This window comes from Sphingosinicella xenopeptidilytica (assembly GCF_042676985.1).
GTDB classification, from domain to species: Bacteria; Pseudomonadota; Alphaproteobacteria; order Sphingomonadales; family Sphingomonadaceae; genus Sphingosinicella; species Sphingosinicella xenopeptidilytica.
Genome location: NZ_JBHTIK010000001.1, coordinates 459759 through 475930, shown reverse-complemented (window position 1 = coordinate 475930; position 16172 = coordinate 459759). Strand labels below are relative to the sequence as shown.

Here is a 16172-nt window from a genome sequence, read left to right as displayed (position 1 = left end):
TCATTGATTTTATTGAAGTCGATAACTTTTCGGCACCGGCATTCCGGCTCGAATCGGGACAGTCGGCGCTCCACGCGTCCCGCGATGGGACGCGCGGGCCACGCGCGGCGTCAGACCTCGAGGCCGAGCGCCGCCTTGTACGTATCGAGCAGCGCTTCCATTTCCTGGCGCGCGTTCTTGTCCATCTTGCGCAGGCGCACGATGGTTTTCATCGTCTTGGGATCGAAGCCCTGGCTCTTGGCTTCGAGGTAGACGTCCTTGATGTCGTCGGCGATGCCCTTCTTTTCCTCTTCAAGACGCTCGATGCGCTCGATGAAAAGACGGAGTTGTTCGACGGATACGTTGTCGGTCATGCCTGCCTCGAATCATGGATGAAGAAATCGGTCGGGGTTCGTAAGTCGCCCGCTCCAACTCCGCAAGGCAGGTCAGTGCGCGTTCTTCGCGACGCTTTCGTCCATGCGGCGCATCTGCTCCGCGCTCGCCTCCGTCTGGTGCTTCGCCTTCCACTCCGCCGGATCCATGCCGTAGACAAGTGCGCGCGCTTCGTCCTTGCCGAGCGTGACGCCGCGCGCTTCGCCCGCCTCGCGCAGCCAGTCGCCGAGGCAGTTGCGGCAGAAGCCGCCGACGCCCATCAGATCGATGTTCTGCACATCGGTGCGGTGCCGGAGGTGTTCGACCAACCGCCGGAACGCTGCCGCTTCCATTTCGGTCCGAACGCTGTCGTCGATGGCCATCTTCTTCTCCTGTCTTTGCACCCGAAACCGTAACGCTCTAGGGATATCCGCGCGCAAGCACTACGAAGGGGTCACATGAAGATAGAGCCGCGCCGCCGCAAGGTCCGCATCCTCGCAACACTCGGACCTGCATCGAGCAGCTACGAACAGATTCGGGCGCTTTATCTCGCCGGAGCGGATGCCTTCCGGCTCAACATGAGCCACGGTGGGCACGAGGGCCACACCGAGGTCGTCGGCCACATCCGCGCGCTCGAACGCGAAACGTCGCGCCCGATGACGATCCTTGCCGACCTGCAGGGACCGAAAATCCGCATCGGCCGCTTCGACGCGCCCGTGGAACTGAAGAATGGACAGCGTTTCACGCTCGACCGGCACGACACACCGGGCAGCACGACGCGCGCCTTCCTGCCGCACCCGGAAATCTTCGGCGTCACCGAGCCAGGCCAACGCCTGCTCATCGACGACGGCAAGGTGGCGCTGCGCGTTCTCGCGGTGACGCCCGACGCAATCGAGACGGAGGTTGCCGTGGGTGGGCGCCTCTCCTCAAACAAGGGCCTCAATGTCCCCGACGCCGTCGTGCCCCTCGCCGCGCTCACCGAGAAGGACCGCCGCGATCTCGATTTCGCGCTCGACGCGGGCGTGGACTGGGTGGCGCTGAGCTTCGTGCAGCGCCCGGAGGACGTTGCGGAAGCACGGCGGCTGATCGGTGGCCGGGCGCAGCTTCTCGCGAAGATTGAGAAGCCGCAGGCGCTCGACCGCCTGAGCGAGATTCTGGAAATCGCCGACGCGGTGATGGTCGCGCGCGGCGATCTTGGCGTCGAGATGCCGCCCGAGGCCGTGCCGATGGCGCAGAAGCGCATCGTGCAGGCCGCGCGCAAAGCGGGGCGTCCGGTCGTGGTCGCGACCCAGATGCTCGAATCGATGATCACCTCGCCGACGCCGACGCGTGCCGAAGTGAGCGACGTCGCCAACGCCGTTTACGACGGTGCCGACGCCGTGATGCTCTCCGCCGAATCGGCGGCAGGCGCATGGCCCGTGGAAGCCGTGCGGATGATGGATGCGATTGCGAGCGCGGTCGAAACCGATCCCGAGCACGCACGGCGCGTGCATTTCACCGAAACACTGCTCGAACCAACGACGGCCGACGCGCTTTCGGGCGCGGCGGGGCAGATCGCCGGGACCATATCGGCACGCGCGGTGTGCTGCTTCACCACCTCCGGCTCCACGGCGCGGCGCGCCAGCCGCGAACGCATCAACGTGCCGCTGCTGGTGCTGACACCGAAGCTCGCGACGGCGCGCCAGCTCGGCCTGCTGTGGGGCGTCCATGCCGTGCACACGCGCGATGTGAACGATTTCGAGGAAATGGTGAGCAAGGCGAAACGCATGGCACTGCGCGCGAGTGTGGCGGGCAGCGGCGACCGCATCATCATCATGGCCGGCGTGCCCTTCGGCACACCGGGGTCCACAAACGTACTCCACATCGCGAGACTTACAGGCGACGAACTCAAGAGCCGGAAATAGGCCGCGGAAAGTCAATCGCCGCGCGTGGAAACACACACGCAGGAAATTGTTTCGCCCCCGTCGTTTTCATTTTGACGCTTATATGACGGCCGCCCTGTAGCCGTGCACCATAAGGCACGATTTCGGGACGTTTCATCATGCGAAAACTTCACGGCGACCTGCTGTTGCTTGGTGTGGGATCAGCAGGACTTGCGCTGTTCGCGACACCGATTCTGATCGCAGCACCCGCGGTCGCGGGGCCGCCCTGCCAACCTCAGAGCGAGATCCCGAGCGCCGTCAGCGCGGCCCTCGCCCGGTCCGCACTGGTGAACACGTGACCGCGATAGCCTGCCGCTTCCGCGGCGGCGATATTGTCGTCGCGGTCGTCGATGAACAACGCGCGCGCCGGGTCCACCGGAAAGCGGCGCTTCGCCAGCGCGAAAATGGCGGCATCAGGCTTCACCAGCCGTTCCTCGCCCGACACGATGATGTCGCGGAAGCGTGCGAACGCCGGCTCGGTTGAGGCGAATCGGGGCCAGAACTCATGCGAGAAGTTGGTGATGCCGTAGAGCGGCACGCCCCGGTCGGCGAGCGCGTGCACCAGTTCGATCATGCCATCCACCGGCCCCGGCAGCGTTTCCAGCCAGCGCGGCACATAGGCTTCGATGAGCGCGCGTTCCTCGGGGAAGGCCGCGACGAGTTCAGCGGTGGTTTCGGCGGCGGGCCGCCCGGCGTCGTGCTGGAAATGCCATTCCGGGGTCACGACATTGGCGCAGAACCATTCGAGCCGCTCCCGGTCCGGGATCAGCTTTTCGTAGAGGTAGCGCGGATGCCAGTGATAAAGAACGCCGCCGACATCGAAGATGACGGCGTCGATCGAAGCTTCGGCTTTCAGCGGAAGATCAGCCGCGAAGACTAACCCTGGCGCGCCTTGAAGCGGCGATTCGTCTTGTTGATCACATAGGTGCGGCCGCGGCGGCGGATGACGCGGCAATCGCGATGACGTCCCTTCAGGGACTTGAGGCTGTTCCGGATCTTCATGTTTTCCGCCTGCGAAACTGATTCTGGTGCTGTTCAAGAGCGCGCGTCCCTACGGGGCAAACCTTTCGAAGTCAAGGCTTCCGGCTTGCGCCCCGGTCATCGCCGAACCCCAGACGCTCGGCGACCTTGTCGATGTCAGCGCCCTTCGGCACGATCAGCCACGTGCCCGGGTTTGCGGCGTTCATGGCGACCACGCCGTTCTTCGGGCAGATATCGAGACAGCCGACTTCGGCGATGCCGACGCCAGCCTTGCGGCCCTTGCCGCCGATTCCCTTGGCCCGAAGCGCTTTTGCCAGCGATTTCCGGCCGTTTTTCCCGAAGCCTCCGCCAAGCTTTCTGGAGCACTTCCTGCAGATCAGGATGGTGGCTTCCCACTGGGCCGAGACCGTTTTCATAGAAGTCTGATGTGTGGTGCCGCGGCCGGGCGGACAAGAGGCCGCACGCCGCACCGGCTTGCCCGCAGCGGCGCGTGCATTACATGGGCGCAATGCTGTCCCGCTTCCGATCCCGGCCGAAACGCACCGACCGCCTGCCAGAGGGCCTGCGCCTCTATGCGATCGGCGACATTCACGGCCGCCGCGACCTGATGGACACGCTGCTCGGCCAGATCGATGCCGATCTCGCGGGCTGGAGCGGCGATTCGGAGATCGTTTTCCTCGGCGACTACGTGGATCGCGGCAACGCGTCCGCCGCGGTGCTCGACCGGCTTGCGGAGGGTCCGCCCACTGGCCAGCGCTGGACGCTGCTCAAGGGCAATCACGAATCGATTCTCGCGCACCTCGTCAGTGGCCGTCCGCGCGAGGACGAATCGCTTTATCCCAGCTGGCTGAAGCATGGCGGGCGCGAGACGCTGGCGAGCTACGGCCTCCCTGCTGCACTCGCCTTCGGCGACGACGAGGCGGCCGCGCTCGGCGCGCTGCGCGAGATGATGCCGCGTACCCACATCGAGCTTCTTGAATCGTTCGAACTCATGCGCCGCGCTGGCGACTATCTGTTCGTCCATGCCGGCATCCGGCCCGGCGTGCCGGTGGAGGAGCAGCGCCAACGCGACCTCATCTGGATTCGCGAAGCCTTCCTCGAACACAAGGGTGACCACGGCTTCCACGTCGTCCACGGCCATTCGATCACGCGCGATGTCGACGCGCAGGCGAACCGCACCGGCATCGACACAGGCGCCTACGCTACCGGCCGCCTGACCGCGATGGTACTCGAAGGCGACTCGCGCCGTTTTCTTTCGACCTGACCGGTCAGCCGCGCGCGGCGAGCTTCTCCTCCCACGCGAGCGCATGGGTGACGATCGTATCGAGGTTGCCGTTGCGCGGCTGCCAGCGGAAAGTGTCCAGAATCTTCGCGTTCTCGGCCACAAGTGCGTCGGGATCACCCGCGCGGCGCGGTTCCATGTGTCGTTCGATCTTGCGGCCGGAGACACGCTCCACCGCGTCCAGCACTTCCAGCACCGAGAAGCCGCGATTGTAACCGCAGTTGAGCGTCACCGATTCCTCCGGCCGTTCTTCGAGCCAGCCGAGCGCCAGCACATGCGCGGCGGCGAGATCGCTGACATGAATATAGTCGCGCACGCCGGTGCCGTCGGGCGTCGCATAGTCCGTACCGAACACCGAGACGTGCGAGCGTTTGCCGGTCGCCGCTTCGACCGCGACCTTGATGAGATGCGTCGCACCCGCCGTCGACTGGCCGGTGCGACCCGCCGGGTCCGCGCCCGCGACGTTGAAGTAGCGCAATGCCGCGTAGTTGATCGGGTGCGCGGCCGCGACGTCCGCCAGCATGAACTCCGTCATCAGCTTGGAGGTGCCGTAAGGGTTGATCGGAACGCGCGGCGTTTCCTCGTCCACCGGCGTGTGGTCGGGAATGCCGTACACCGCCGCGGTCGACGAGAAGATGAAGTGCTTCACGCCGTTCCTGACCGCCGATTCGATCAATGTGCGGCTCGCGGCCGTGTTGTTGCGATAGTATTTGAGCGGATCGCTCACTGATTCGGGCACGACGACCGAGCCCGCGAAGTGCATGATCGCCGTGATGCCCTGCTCGGCGACGATCCGGTCCAGCAGCGCCTCGTCGGCGACATTGCCTTCGTAGAAAGGCACGTCCTCCGGCACCGCCCAGCGGAAACCCGTGACGAGATTGTCGATCACCGAGACCTGGTGGCCTGCGTCTTTCAGCGCCAGCACCGCATGGCTGCCGATATACCCCGCGCCGCCCGTCACCAGAACCGATACCATCCTTGCCACTCCTGTCTGCGCTCTTGCCCGATATGCGGACACAGGCGGCCCGGCAAGCCGTTCAGGCATAAGAAAGCTGTGAAGCTACAGGATGATGCGATAGGATTGCACAATCGTTTCAGGGGAACCGCAATGCAGAAACAGGCCCTTGCGCTCACCGCGCTCGCACTTCTCGCCGCCTGCACCACCAACCGTTTCGAGGCCGACGTCACGCGCTTCCACATGACGCAGCCCGGGCTGCGCGGCAGCATCTACCTCGAACCACTCGAGAAGACCGCAGCCGGGACGCTCGAATTCCAGAACTACGCATCCGCCGTCAACGCGGAGCTTGCCGAGCACGGCTTCTCGCTCGCATCGGGACGTGAAGGCGCGGAATATATCGGCGTGCTCGCCTATGGGCAGACGACGCGTGAAGGCGTCGGCGGCGGCTCTCCCGTCACCATCGGCATCGGCGGCGGCACGTTCGGCAAGAACGTCGGCGTCGGGCTCGGCACCAGCTTCGGCATCGGCGAGAAGAAGACGAAGGAAACCGCGATCAACATGCTCGCGCTCAAGATCGAGCGGACCTCCGACAAGAGCGTGCTCTGGGAAGGCCGTGCGGTTGCCGAGGCGGGCAGCACGACGCGCTACGGGCCGCTCGCGGCGGCCATGCCCGCGCTCGCCGATGCACTTTTGCGTGACTTTCCGGGCACGTCGGGCCAAACGGTGACATACAAATCCCAGTAAGCTCTGCTCTACAGGAGTTTCATGGCCGTCACCGTTTCCGCCGCCTTCGACGGCGGCAATATCGCCGTCACACGTGCCGAGCGCGCGGACGACATCGTGCTCACCATCCCGCGCGATCACATGTCGGAGTTCGCGCAGTGGTTCTATTTCCGCCTCTCGGGCGTGCGCGGCGCGGCCTGCATCATCCGCCTCGTGGGCCTCGAAGCCTCCGCCTATCCGGGCGGCTGGCCGGATTACCGCGCGGTCGTCTCCTACGACCGCAGCGACTGGTGCCGTGCTGACACCGCCTATGACAAAGCCGCGGACGGCGGCACGCTCACCATCCGGCTGACGCCGGAGGAAGACAGCGTCTGGATCGCCTATTTCGCGCCCTACAGCATGGAGCGGCACAACGACCTCGTCGCCCGTATCGGCAGCGCCCCGGGCGTGACGAGCGAGGTGATCGGCAAGACGCTCGACGGGCAGGACATGGACCTGCTGACAATCGGCGACGGTCCCGTGAACCTGTGGTTCATCGCCCGCCAGCACCCCGGCGAGACGATGGCCGAATGGTGGATGGAAGGCGCGCTCGAACGCCTGATCGACCCGGCGGACCCGGTGGCACGCGCACTCCGTGCGAAAGCGACACTCCGCATCGTTCCCAACATGAACCCGGACGGCTCCCGCAGAGGCCACCTGCGCACGAACGCCGTCGGCGTGAACCTCAACCGCGAATGGGCGACGCCCTCGCTCGAACGCAGCCCCGAGGTGTTTTCGGTGCTCGCACGCATGGACCGCGACAAGCCCGACTTCGTGCTCGACGTCCACGGCGATGAGGCGATCCCCAACAACTTCATCGCGGGGTTCGAGGGCATTCCCTCGATCACACCGGCGATGACCGACCGGCTGGCGGCGTTCATCGCCATTCTCGATCGCATCTCGCCGGACTTCCAGACCGTCGACGGCTACGAAATCCCGGCGCCCGGCAAGGCCAACCTCACTGTCGCCACCAACGCGCTCGCCGAGCGTTTCGGCTGCCTGTCGATGACGCTCGAAATGCCGTTCAAGGACGCGAACGTCGCGCCGGACGCCGTTTATGGCTGGTCGCCCGCGCGTTCGAAGGCGCTGGGGCGCGACTGCCTCGCCGCCGCGCTCGAAGTGCTTCCCCAACTCCGCTGACCCTCATCAGGATTTGAACAATGCCCCGTCTCGTACTGCTGCGCCACGGCCAGTCGGCCTGGAACCTTGAAAACCGCTTCACCGGCTGGTGGGATGTCGACGTCACCGAACAGGGCGCCGCCGAAGCCCGCGCCGCCGGACAGCTTCTCGCCGGCGCCGGTTTCGATTTCGACACCTGTTTCACGAGCCTGCAGACCCGCGCGATCAAGACGCTCAATCTCGTGCTGGAGGAGATGGGCCGTCTCTGGCTGCCCGTCACCAAGGACTGGCGGCTCAACGAGCGCCACTACGGCGGCCTCACCGGGCTCAACAAGCAGGAGATGATCGACAAGGTGGGCGCCGAGCAGGTGCACATCTGGCGCCGCAGCTTCGACATTCCGCCGCCGGAGCTTGAAGCGGACAGTCCGTTCGACGTTTCGAAAGACCGTCGCTACGCAGGCATCGCCGTGCCACGCACCGAGAGCCTGAAAGACACGATCGCCCGCGTGCTGCCCTATTGGGAAGCCGCTATCGCCCCGCGCCTGAAGGCGGGCGAGCGCGTGGTGATCTCCGCGCACGGCAACAGCCTGCGTGCGCTCGTAAAGCACCTCTCGGGCATCTCGGACGATGAAATCCCCACGCTCGAAATCCCGACCGGCCAGCCGCTCGTCTACGAACTCGACGCCGACCTCAAGGAGATCGAGCGCTACTACCTGAAAGATCGCGCCTAGCGCTTGCCGAGCACCGTCCGCGCCGCCGTCACCATCGCCTCGACGCCGGTGCGGATCGTCGGCTCGGGATCGGGCGCGAATTTAGACGAGTGGAGCGACGGCAGCTTCGTCGGATCGCCGCCCGCCGCATCATAGGTCGACTGCTTGACCGCACCGACGCGGAACAGCGTGCTCTCGATACTTTTGTCCTCGCGGTAATAGCGGCTGAAATCCTCACCGCCCATTTCGGGTTTATAGGGCTTCACTTTGTCCGCGCCGAAGCGCGCGATAAAGGCGGTCTTGAGCGCCTCCGTCTGCGTCGGCGTGTTGTAAGTGGCGGGTGTGAACTCGTCGGCAACGATGACGACAGGCATCAGTTCGTCCGGCATTCCGGCCGCGATCGCGTCGCCCCGCACGATACGCTTGATGCCATCGATCAGGTACTGCCGCGTCTCGTCCGAATAGCTGCGCACCGTGAGTTGCAGGTGTGCGCCATCCGAAATGATGTTGTGCTTGGTGCCCGCGTTGAACGCGCCGACCGTCACCACGGCGGGCGTCTGCGGATCGAGCTCGCGGCTGACGAGCGTCTGCAATGCACCGACGATCCGGCTTGCGAGCACGATCGGGTCTTTCGTCGTGTGCGGATAGGCGCCGTGTCCGCCCTTGCCCTTCACCTCGATATCCACCGAATCGACGTTCGCCATCACGTAGCCGTCCGAAATGCCGAGCGTGCCTGCGGGCAGTGTGGCGCTATCATGAAGACCGATGACGTGCGCCGGCTTCGGAAAGCGCGCGTAGAGTCCGTCCGCCAGCATGTCGCGTGCGCCACCGCCGCGCTCCTCGGCGGGCTGCATGATGACGACGAGCGTGCCCGACCATTCGGCCTTCGTCGCCGCGAGCCGCCGCGCCGTACCGATCATGCTCGTCATGTGGATATCGTGGCCGCAGGCGTGCATCACGCCGGAGGTGCCGACACCTGGAACCTGAATGGTCTTCTTGCTGGCATAGGGCAGGCCGGTTTCCTCGGTGACGGGAAGCCCGTCCATGTCCGCGCGAAGCATCACCACCGGCCCGTCGCCGTTCTTCAGCACCGCGACCACGCCGGTCTTGCCGACTCCGGTCGTGACCGTGAATCCAGCCTTCTTCAGCTCCGCCGCCATGCGCGCCGAGGTTTCCACCTCCTGGAACGACACTTCGGGATTGGCGTGCAGATGCGTGTAGAGCGCCACCAGATACGGGGTATCGGCCGCGACAGCATCGGTGAGCGTATCGGCGGCGGCAGGCCCGGCGAGGCCCATGAAAACGGCGGCGGCAACGAAACGGCGCATCGGCTTCTCCCTGTTCGAAGGGGAACCCTAGCGACCGCTTCGGCAAAAGTCCTTTTGAAAGGCCCGCGCCTTATATGGAAAGGGCCGCGCCGGCATGAAGCCGACGCGGCCCACTCCTTCGGGCAGGGTGACCCGCGTGCGTTGGGGGCAGAAATCACGCGAGTCAGATGACACAACACCGCAGGCGACAAGCGGTTCCCGTCGCGCTAGGATTTCCAGCGTGAAAATTGCATTCGAGCCTGCGAGATGACGGTAACCGCCGAGAGTTTGAGCCCCGTTTCGATGGCGGGCCGCCCGGCTGATTTTTCGCAGCGGTTGATGCACGATTTCAGGACGTACGGTTTCGGCGTCGTGACCGATCACGGCATTCCGGCTGAAACCATACGCGCGGCCGACGCCGCGGCGCGGCGCCTGTTCGCACTGCCCGACGCCGTGAAGCGGCAATGGCATATTCCCGGCACGGGCGGCGCGCGCGGCTATACGCCGTTCGGCATCGAGGCTGCCAAGGACGCCGCGGAGGTCGATCAGAAGGAGTTCTGGCACGTCGGCCGTGAGCTTCCCGCCGGTCACCCTTATGCCACCGACATGCCGCCGAACGTGTGGCCCGAGGTTGCGGGCTTCCGCGAGGCAGCGATGGGCATCTTCGCGGCGTTCGAGGCGGCCGGTGCGCGGCTGCTCGAAGCCATCGCCATCGGGCTCAACCTGCCGGACGCCTTTTTTGCGGACCCGACGCGCGATGGCAACAGCGTGCTGCGCTTCTTGCACTACCCGCCGCAACCCGCCGCACCGAGCGGCATCCGTGCCGCCGCGCACGAAGACATCAACGTCATCACGCTGCTGCTCGGCGCCGAGGAAGCCGGGCTCGAACTGCTGAACCGCGACGGTTCCTGGCTGCCGGTGAGCCCGCCCGAAGGGGCGCTCGTCGTGAACATCGGCGACATGCTCCAGCGGCTGACCAATCATGTGTTGCCCTCGACCACGCACCGCGTGGCGAACCCCGTGGGGCCCGCCGCGGGGCGCGCGCGCTATTCGATGCCCTTCTTCCTCCACTTCGCGCCCGACTACCGGATCGAGACGCTGCCGGGTTGTGTCACCGCGGCCAATCCGGATCGTTACCCCGAAGGCATCACCGCCAACGCCTACTTGCTGCAGCGGCTTCGGGAGATACGGCTTCTCTGAATTCGCCGGATTTTACTTGCGGGGGCGGAACAATACGTGCTCGTAATCAGTTGCCCTGAGTATAAGAATTGAGCCGGAAGAGCCATTCATGCTGCAGTCGCGCAACTATGCTCCCTCGTCGCACCTCGCGCCCTATATCGCGCGCCACTATGTATTCCGGGCACCGCTCCCTGACGATTTCGTCATGGTGGACCGGCTGCTCGCCGAAACCGCGTTCGTCCGCATCCTCATCACCGGCGACTGGGCGGCGGAGATCGCGCCGGGACGCTGGGAGCGGCCGGGCGACGTGCTGTTCTTCGGCGCCAACGCGCGGCCGTTCAAGGTGCGCGTACGCGGGCCGTTCTTCATCGTCGGCATCGCGCTCCGCCCCTCGGCCTGGCGCGCGCTTTCGGAGCATCCTGCTTCCAACTTCGCGGACCGCATGGTCCGGCTCGCCGACGTGTGGGGCGAGGAGGCCGAGATGCGGCTCGCGGCGGTTGCGAAGCTGACCGACGACGACAGCATCATCGCGATCTGCGAGGATGCGATCACCGCGCAACTGAAAGCGCCCGAGCGCGTCAACAGCGCCATGCAGCACCTCGAAAGCGTCGCCCGCCTCGACAGCGCGACGCGTGTGGAAGACCTTGCCGACCAGCTCGGCATCTCGTCGCGCCAGCTCGAACGCCTCTCCACGACGCATTTCGGTCACACGCCCAAAACCGTGATGCGCCGCAGCCGCTTTCTCGACATGGCCGCCGCCATGCGCGGCCTTGGCGATCCCGATGACGAGTATCTCGCTGCGCTGCGCTACTTCGACCAGTCGCACCGCACGCGCGAGTTCAAACACTTCATCGGCATGACGCCCGCCGAGTTCGAACGTACGCCGACACCGCTGCTCGACGCCGGCATCCAGCTTCGACAGGAGCGCAAGCACCACCGCTTCTGACAAGCGATAAGTGGGCGAAGTGGAGGCCAATGCGCCGCCAGCAGCTTGGCTGGCAGCATAAATCCTATTTTACAAGGACTTATTCGCTGAAAACGCGCCGGAAGACCGTGTCGACGTGCTTGAAGTGGTAGCCAAGATCGAACAGACCTTCGAGCTCCGCATTCGAAAGCCGCGCGGTCACGTCCGGGTCAGCCTTGAGCAGGTCGAGGAGCTGGAGCTGCCCGTCCGAATCCCACACTTTCATCGCGTTGCGCTGCACGAGCCGGTAGGAATCCTCGCGGCTCACGCCTGCCTGCGTCAGCGCCAGCAGCACGCGCTGCGAGTGGATGAGCCCGCCCATCTTGTCGAGGTTCTTCTGCATCCGCTCGGGGTAGATGAGCAGCTTGTCGACGACGCCGGTGAGCCGGACGAGCGCGAAATCGAGCGTGACCGTTGCGTCCGGCCCGATCATGCGCTCGACGGACGAGTGCGAGATGTCGCGTTCGTGCCAGAGTGCGACGTTTTCCATCGCCGGGATCGAATAGCCGCGCACAAGGCGGGCAAGGCCGGTGAGGTTCTCGGTGAGCACGGGGTTGCGCTTGTGCGGCATCGCCGACGAGCCCTTCTGGCCGGGCGAGAAATATTCCTCCGCCTCCAGCACCTCAGTGCGCTGCAGGTGGCGGATCTCCACCGCCAGCCGCTCGACCGACGAAGCGACGACGCCGAGCGTCGCGAAATACATGGCGTGACGATCGCGCGGGATCACCTGCGTCGAGACCGGTTCCGCCGTCAGCCCCATCGCCTTCGCGACATGCTCCTCGACGCGCGGATCGATGTTCGCGAACGTGCCGACCGCGCCCGAGATGGCGCAGGTGGCGACTTCCTCGCGCGCCGCGACCATGCGCGCGCGGCAGCGTTCGAACTCGGCATAGGCCTGCGCGAGCTTGAGGCCGAAGGTGGTCGGCTCGGCATGGATGCCGTGGCTGCGGCCCATCGTGGGGGTCATCTTGTGTTCGAGCGCGCGGCGCTTGATCGCGGCGAGCAGCGCATCGAGATCGGCGATGATGAGGTCTGCGGCGCGCACGAGCTGAACGTTGAGGCAGGTATCGAGCACGTCCGAACTCGTCATGCCCTGGTGGACGAAGCGCGCCTCCTCGCCGACATGCTCGGCAAGGCTGGTAAGGAAGGCGATCACATCGTGCTTCACCTCGCGCTCGATCTCGTCGATGCGCGCCACATCGAAGCCGCCGCGTTCCCACACCGCCTTCGCCGCATCCTTCGGCACCACGCCAAGCTCGGCGAGCGCGTCCATGGCGTGCGCCTCGATCTCGAACCAGATCTGGAAACGGGTTTCCGGTTCCCAGATCGTCGTCATCTCGGGGCGGCTGTAGCGTGGAATCATGCGTGGGCTCCTGTCAGGGCCGCGCGGGTAGCAGACGGGGCGCGCGGTTTCCAGCCTTAGAGAAGGCCGAGCGCTTTGAAGCTGGCGTGGCCTTCACGCCCGATGACGATATGATCGTGGAGCTGGATGCCGAGCACGCGTGCCGCGTCGCGGACGTGGTTGGTGAGCTGGATGTCATCCCGGCTCGGTTTCGGGTCGCCCGAGGGGTGATTGTGGACAAGGATCAGCGCAGTGGCGCCCAGATCGAGCGCGCGATGGATCACTTCGCGCACGTAAACCGAGGTCTGATTCACGGTGCCGTCCGACATCGCTTCGTCTGCGATGAGCACGTTTCGCGAATCGAGGAACAGCACGCGGAAGCGTTCACGCCCCAGGTGCGCCATGTCGGCATGGAGATAATCGAGCAGCGCCTGCCAGCCGGCAAGCACAGGCTTTCCGTAGACGTTCGCGCGCTGCAGCCGAAGCGCGGCGGCGCGCACGAAACCGAGCGTCGCGATCACGGCATCGCCGACACCCGCCACGCGCTTCAGATCGCGCGGCTCTGCCGAAATCACCGCGGCGAACGACTGGAAGCGCGCGATCAGGGCTTTCGCAAGCGGCTTGGTGTCGCGCCGCGGGATCGCAAGACCGAGAAGATATTCGAGCAGCTCGTAATCATGGAAGGCGTCACCCCCGCCCTGCAGGATGCGTGCGCGCATCCGGGCGCGGTGACCGGTATCAGCGCCCGAATCGGAGTCCGTATCGGCCATGAAACGAGGCTAGCCGCAAGCCGGGCGCGAAGGCCAGTCCCTTGCGGGCGCCAAGGCGTTCTGGCTTAAAAGAAACATGAGCCTGATCCCCTGCCAGCGCGACCGTTTCGATATTCCGCGCGAGGTCGCCTATCTGAACTGCGCCTACATGTCGCCGCTTGCGCGCGAGGTCAGCGCCGCCGCCGGCAAGGGCATGGCGCTGAAGGCCGCGCCGTGGACGTACCGCCCCGCCGATTTCTTCACGCACACCGAGGCGGCGCGCAGCCGGTTCGCCGCGCTCGCTGGCGGTAGTCCCGACGATTTCGCCGTCGTTCCCTCGGTCAGCTACGGGCTTGCGGTCGCGGCGCGGAACCTTCCGCTCCGGCGCGGGCAGGAGATCGTGGTGCTCGCCGACCAGTTCCCCTCCAACCTCTACATATGGCGCGAACACGCCATCGCGTGCGGCGCGCGCATCGTGACCGTGAAGCGCGAAGCCGGAGAGGCGTGGACACCCGCAGTGCTCGCCGCGATTGGCCCGGACACGGGGCTCGTCGCCGTGCCGAACTGCCACTGGGCGGACGGCGGCCTTGTCGATCTTGATGCCGTGGGCGCGGCGTGCCGCAAGGCGGGGGCCGCGCTCGTGCTCGATCTCACGCAGTCGCTCGGAGCGCTGCCGTTCGATGCGGACAGCGTGCAGCCCGATTTCATGGTCGCCGCGTGCTACAAGTGGGCGATGGGGCCCTATGGCATCGGTATGCTGTATGTCGCGCCGAAGCATCAGGGCGGCACGCCGATCGAGCACAACTGGATGAACCGCGGCGGTAGCGAGGATTTTTCGCGGCTTGTCGACTATCGCAACGATTTCCAGCCCGGCGCGCGCCGCTTCGACGTGGGCGAGAAGGCGAACCCGCCGCTTTTGATGGGTGCCGCCGCCGCCATCGACATGCTGCTCGGCTGGGGCATCGCGAACATCGCCGAAACGCTCGGGAGCCGGAACCTCGCGCTTGGCAAGGCGGCGCGCGGCATCGGCCTTCTCGCGCCCGATCCGGAAACGCGCGCGCCGCATTTCCTATCGCTCGGCTTTCCGGGAGACGTGCCCATCGGGCTGCCGGAGCGGTTGGCCGCCGAGAACGTGTTCGTCTCGCTGCGCGGCCGTTCGCTGCGTGTAACATCGCACCTCTACAACGACGATGCGGACTGCGACCGATTGATCGCGGTGCTGAGGGAGGCGCTTGGGTGATGGAGATTCGCCGCGACGATCTGCAAGGCCCGGAAATCGCCGCGCTGCTGCAGGCGCATCTCGACGAGATGCACCGCCATTCGCCGCCCGAGAGCGTGCACGCTCTCGATCTCGACGCACTGCGCGCGCCCGATATCACCTTCTGGACGGTGTGGGACGAAGGCGTGCTTCTGGGCTGCGGCGCGCTGCGCGAACTCGATCCGCAGCACGGCGAGATCAAATCGATGCGGACCGACGAGCGCTATCGCCGACGCGGGGTCGCGACAGTCATGCTCGACCACATCATCGAAGAGGCACGGCGGCGCGGTTACACGCGGCTCAGCCTCGAAACGGGCACGCCCGCCGCGTTCGATGCGGCACGGCTGCTCTATGCGAGCCGCGGCTTCACGCTGTGCCCGCCGTTCGGTGACTACCGCGAAGACCCCTACAGCGTCTGCATGACGCTGGAGCTGTAAAACCTCCCGCTGAAGAGGAGGGGCGTTTCGCTCAGGCCGCGTAGGGCGGGTGATCGAGACCGGCGGGAGATTTCGTGAAAAGCTCGCAGCCGGTTTCGGTGATGCCGATCGAATGCTCGAACTGCGCGGAGAGCGAGCGGTCGCGCGTCACCGCCGTCCAGCCGTCGTCGAGCACCTTCACGTCGGCGCGGCCGAGGTTGATCATCGGCTCGATCGTGAAGAACATGCCCGGCTTAAGCAGCACGCCGCGCCCGGGCTTGCCGACATGGACGACGCTCGGCTCATCGTGGAACATGCGGCCGAGACCGTGCCCGCAGAAATCGCGGACGATGCCGCAGCGCTGCTCCTCGGCATAAGACTGGATGGCGTGGCCGATATCGCCGAGGCGGTTGCCCGGCTTCGCCGCCGCGATGCCACGCATCAGGCATTCATAGGTGATGTCGACGAGACGGCGCGCCTTCAGCGGAACGTCGCCGACGAGGAACATGCGACTCGTGTCGCCGTGCCAGCCGTCGACGATCACGGTGATGTCGATGTTGGCGATGTCGCCCTTCACCAGCCGCTTCGCGCTCGGGATGCCGTGGCAGACGACATGGTTGATGCTGATGCAGCTCGAATGGCTGTAGCCCTTGTAGAACACGGTGGCGGGGACGCCGCCACGCTCGCGCACGAACTCGTACACCATCGTATCGAGATCGATCGTGCGGGCGCCGGGCACGACGTGCGGCACCAGCATATCGAGCGCCGCCGCGGCGAGCTGGCCCGCGCGGCGCATCCCTTCGAACGCATCGGGTCCGTGCAGCTTGATGCCGGACGCATCGAGAATGACGTCTGAAACTTCCATATCCATG

At 65.6% G+C, this 16172-nt stretch carries 19 protein-coding genes; 9 read left to right on the top strand and 10 right to left on the bottom strand.

The window, feature by feature from the left end; genetic code table 11:
- Positions 1–110: 110 nt before the first annotated feature.
- Together ACFQ00_RS02390 and ACFQ00_RS02385 are read right to left on the bottom strand one after the other, a co-directional pair.
- Positions 111–353, bottom strand: a complete 243-nt coding sequence (locus ACFQ00_RS02390) for a DUF2312 domain-containing protein (protein ID WP_374596279.1) — start codon at positions 351–353, stop codon at positions 111–113.
- Positions 354–425: 72 nt separating this feature from the next.
- A complete protein-coding gene (locus ACFQ00_RS02385) occupies positions 426–734 on the bottom strand; it encodes a DUF1244 domain-containing protein (RefSeq protein ID WP_381485622.1) in 309 nt (102 codons plus the stop codon).
- Between the two features lie 75 nt (positions 735–809).
- On the opposite strand from ACFQ00_RS02385, the gene pyk reads away from it, so the two are divergent.
- Positions 810–2255 carry a pyruvate kinase gene (gene pyk / locus ACFQ00_RS02380; protein ID WP_381485619.1) on the top strand — a complete coding sequence of 482 codons (1446 nt, stop codon included), beginning with the start codon at positions 810–812 and terminating at the stop codon, positions 2253–2255.
- Between the two features lie 253 nt (positions 2256–2508).
- Here pyk and ACFQ00_RS02375 read toward each other — a convergent pair whose 3' ends face one another.
- The 3 genes from ACFQ00_RS02375 to ACFQ00_RS02365 form a co-directional block, all read right to left on the bottom strand.
- Positions 2509–3099 (bottom strand): HAD-IA family hydrolase, encoded by a 591-nt coding sequence (locus ACFQ00_RS02375; RefSeq protein ID WP_381485907.1) that lies wholly within the window; start codon positions 3097–3099, stop codon positions 2509–2511.
- A gap of 50 nt (positions 3100–3149) precedes the next feature.
- Positions 3150–3275 (bottom strand): type B 50S ribosomal protein L36, encoded by a 126-nt coding sequence (ykgO, locus tag ACFQ00_RS02370; protein ID WP_050599643.1) that lies wholly within the window; start codon positions 3273–3275, stop codon positions 3150–3152.
- 71 nt (positions 3276–3346) lie between these two features.
- Positions 3347–3670 carry a hypothetical protein gene (locus tag ACFQ00_RS02365; RefSeq protein WP_381485616.1) on the bottom strand — a complete coding sequence of 108 codons (324 nt, stop codon included), beginning with the start codon at positions 3668–3670 and terminating at the stop codon, positions 3347–3349.
- Positions 3671–3762: 92 nt separating this feature from the next.
- Here ACFQ00_RS02365 and ACFQ00_RS02360 point away from each other — a divergent pair, with 92 nt between their 5' ends.
- On the top strand, positions 3763–4518 hold the full coding sequence (locus ACFQ00_RS02360; RefSeq protein ID WP_381485613.1) for a metallophosphoesterase: 756 nt from the start codon (positions 3763–3765) through the stop codon (positions 4516–4518).
- A gap of 4 nt (positions 4519–4522) precedes the next feature.
- Here ACFQ00_RS02360 and galE read toward each other — a convergent pair whose 3' ends face one another.
- Positions 4523–5512 carry a UDP-glucose 4-epimerase GalE gene (gene galE / locus ACFQ00_RS02355; RefSeq protein ID WP_381485610.1) on the bottom strand — a complete coding sequence of 330 codons (990 nt, stop codon included), beginning with the start codon at positions 5510–5512 and terminating at the stop codon, positions 4523–4525.
- A gap of 132 nt (positions 5513–5644) precedes the next feature.
- Between galE and ACFQ00_RS02350 the strand changes: the two genes are divergently transcribed.
- The 3 genes from ACFQ00_RS02350 to gpmA are packed head-to-tail and all read left to right on the top strand — an operon-like array spanning position 5645 to position 8106.
- Entirely contained in the window at positions 5645–6238 is a 594-nt protein-coding gene (locus tag ACFQ00_RS02350; RefSeq protein WP_374596268.1) for a DUF4136 domain-containing protein, read from the top strand.
- 21 nt (positions 6239–6259) lie between these two features.
- Entirely contained in the window at positions 6260–7396 is a 1137-nt protein-coding gene (locus ACFQ00_RS02345; RefSeq protein ID WP_381485605.1) for a M14 family metallopeptidase, read from the top strand.
- A gap of 20 nt (positions 7397–7416) precedes the next feature.
- Positions 7417–8106 (top strand): 2,3-diphosphoglycerate-dependent phosphoglycerate mutase, encoded by a 690-nt coding sequence (gene gpmA / locus ACFQ00_RS02340; protein WP_381485603.1) that lies wholly within the window; start codon positions 7417–7419, stop codon positions 8104–8106.
- Here gpmA and ACFQ00_RS02335 read toward each other — a convergent pair.
- Positions 8103–9413 carry a M20 metallopeptidase family protein gene (locus ACFQ00_RS02335; protein ID WP_381485600.1) on the bottom strand — a complete coding sequence of 437 codons (1311 nt, stop codon included), beginning with the start codon at positions 9411–9413 and terminating at the stop codon, positions 8103–8105. The two genes, gpmA and ACFQ00_RS02335, sit on opposite strands and share 4 nt — an antisense overlap.
- 246 nt (positions 9414–9659) lie before the next feature.
- Between ACFQ00_RS02335 and ACFQ00_RS02330 the strand changes: the two genes are divergently transcribed.
- Together ACFQ00_RS02330 and ACFQ00_RS02325 are read left to right on the top strand one after the other, a co-directional pair.
- Positions 9660–10592, top strand: a complete 933-nt coding sequence (locus tag ACFQ00_RS02330) for an isopenicillin N synthase family dioxygenase (protein ID WP_381485597.1) — start codon at positions 9660–9662, stop codon at positions 10590–10592.
- Between the two features lie 88 nt (positions 10593–10680).
- A complete protein-coding gene (locus ACFQ00_RS02325) occupies positions 10681–11517 on the top strand; it encodes a helix-turn-helix transcriptional regulator (RefSeq protein WP_381485595.1) in 837 nt (278 codons plus the stop codon).
- A gap of 79 nt (positions 11518–11596) precedes the next feature.
- On the opposite strand, the gene purB is transcribed toward ACFQ00_RS02325, so the two are convergent.
- Positions 11597–12898, bottom strand: coding sequence for an adenylosuccinate lyase (purB, locus tag ACFQ00_RS02320; RefSeq protein WP_381485592.1), 1302 nt, complete (start codon positions 12896–12898; stop codon positions 11597–11599).
- A gap of 56 nt (positions 12899–12954) precedes the next feature.
- Complete coding sequence (gene radC, locus ACFQ00_RS02315) at positions 12955–13647, bottom strand: RadC family protein (RefSeq protein WP_381485589.1); 693 nt, start codon at positions 13645–13647, stop codon at positions 12955–12957.
- 76 nt (positions 13648–13723) lie between these two features.
- Here radC and ACFQ00_RS02310 point away from each other — a divergent pair, with 76 nt between their 5' ends.
- Together ACFQ00_RS02310 and ACFQ00_RS02305 are read left to right on the top strand one after the other, a co-directional pair.
- On the top strand, positions 13724–14866 hold the full coding sequence (locus ACFQ00_RS02310) for an aminotransferase class V-fold PLP-dependent enzyme (protein WP_381485587.1): 1143 nt from the start codon (positions 13724–13726) through the stop codon (positions 14864–14866).
- Positions 14866–15321 (top strand): GNAT family N-acetyltransferase, encoded by a 456-nt coding sequence (locus tag ACFQ00_RS02305; RefSeq protein ID WP_381485904.1) that lies wholly within the window; start codon positions 14866–14868, stop codon positions 15319–15321. The genes ACFQ00_RS02310 and ACFQ00_RS02305 overlap by 1 nt, the downstream gene beginning before the upstream one ends.
- Before the next feature lie 31 nt (positions 15322–15352).
- Here the strand turns inward: ACFQ00_RS02305 and map are convergent, their stop codons facing one another.
- Complete coding sequence (gene map / locus ACFQ00_RS02300) at positions 15353–16171, bottom strand: type I methionyl aminopeptidase (protein WP_381485584.1); 819 nt, start codon at positions 16169–16171, stop codon at positions 15353–15355.
- Position 16172: the final 1 nt, after the last annotated feature.

Coding starts and splice junctions, on each gene's coding strand:
- galE (WP_381485610.1), bottom strand. CDS start 5,512: ATGGTATCGGTTCTGGTGACGGGCGGCGCGGGGTATATCGGCAGCCAT.
- ACFQ00_RS02335 (WP_381485600.1), bottom strand. CDS start 9,413: ATGCGCCGTTTCGTTGCCGCCGCCGTTTTCATGGGCCTCGCCGGGCCT.
- purB (WP_381485592.1), bottom strand. CDS start 12,898: ATGATTCCACGCTACAGCCGCCCCGAGATGACGACGATCTGGGAACCG.
- ACFQ00_RS02325 (WP_381485595.1), top strand. CDS start 10,681: ATGCTGCAGTCGCGCAACTATGCTCCCTCGTCGCACCTCGCGCCCTAT.
- ACFQ00_RS02360 (WP_381485613.1), top strand. CDS start 3,763: ATGCTGTCCCGCTTCCGATCCCGGCCGAAACGCACCGACCGCCTGCCA.
- gpmA (WP_381485603.1), top strand. CDS start 7,417: ATGCCCCGTCTCGTACTGCTGCGCCACGGCCAGTCGGCCTGGAACCTT.
- ACFQ00_RS02305 (WP_381485904.1), top strand. CDS start 14,866: ATGGAGATTCGCCGCGACGATCTGCAAGGCCCGGAAATCGCCGCGCTG.
- ACFQ00_RS02390 (WP_374596279.1), bottom strand. CDS start 353: ATGACCGACAACGTATCCGTCGAACAACTCCGTCTTTTCATCGAGCGC.
- ACFQ00_RS02310 (WP_381485587.1), top strand. CDS start 13,724: ATGAGCCTGATCCCCTGCCAGCGCGACCGTTTCGATATTCCGCGCGAG.
- radC (WP_381485589.1), bottom strand. CDS start 13,647: ATGGCCGATACGGACTCCGATTCGGGCGCTGATACCGGTCACCGCGCC.
- ACFQ00_RS02350 (WP_374596268.1), top strand. CDS start 5,645: ATGCAGAAACAGGCCCTTGCGCTCACCGCGCTCGCACTTCTCGCCGCC.
- ACFQ00_RS02345 (WP_381485605.1), top strand. CDS start 6,260: ATGGCCGTCACCGTTTCCGCCGCCTTCGACGGCGGCAATATCGCCGTC.
- map (WP_381485584.1), bottom strand. CDS start 16,171: ATGGATATGGAAGTTTCAGACGTCATTCTCGATGCGTCCGGCATCAAG.
- ACFQ00_RS02330 (WP_381485597.1), top strand. CDS start 9,660: ATGACGGTAACCGCCGAGAGTTTGAGCCCCGTTTCGATGGCGGGCCGC.
- ACFQ00_RS02385 (WP_381485622.1), bottom strand. CDS start 734: ATGGCCATCGACGACAGCGTTCGGACCGAAATGGAAGCGGCAGCGTTC.
- ykgO (WP_050599643.1), bottom strand. CDS start 3,275: ATGAAGATCCGGAACAGCCTCAAGTCCCTGAAGGGACGTCATCGCGAT.
- ACFQ00_RS02365 (WP_381485616.1), bottom strand. CDS start 3,670: ATGAAAACGGTCTCGGCCCAGTGGGAAGCCACCATCCTGATCTGCAGG.
- pyk (WP_381485619.1), top strand. CDS start 810: ATGAAGATAGAGCCGCGCCGCCGCAAGGTCCGCATCCTCGCAACACTC.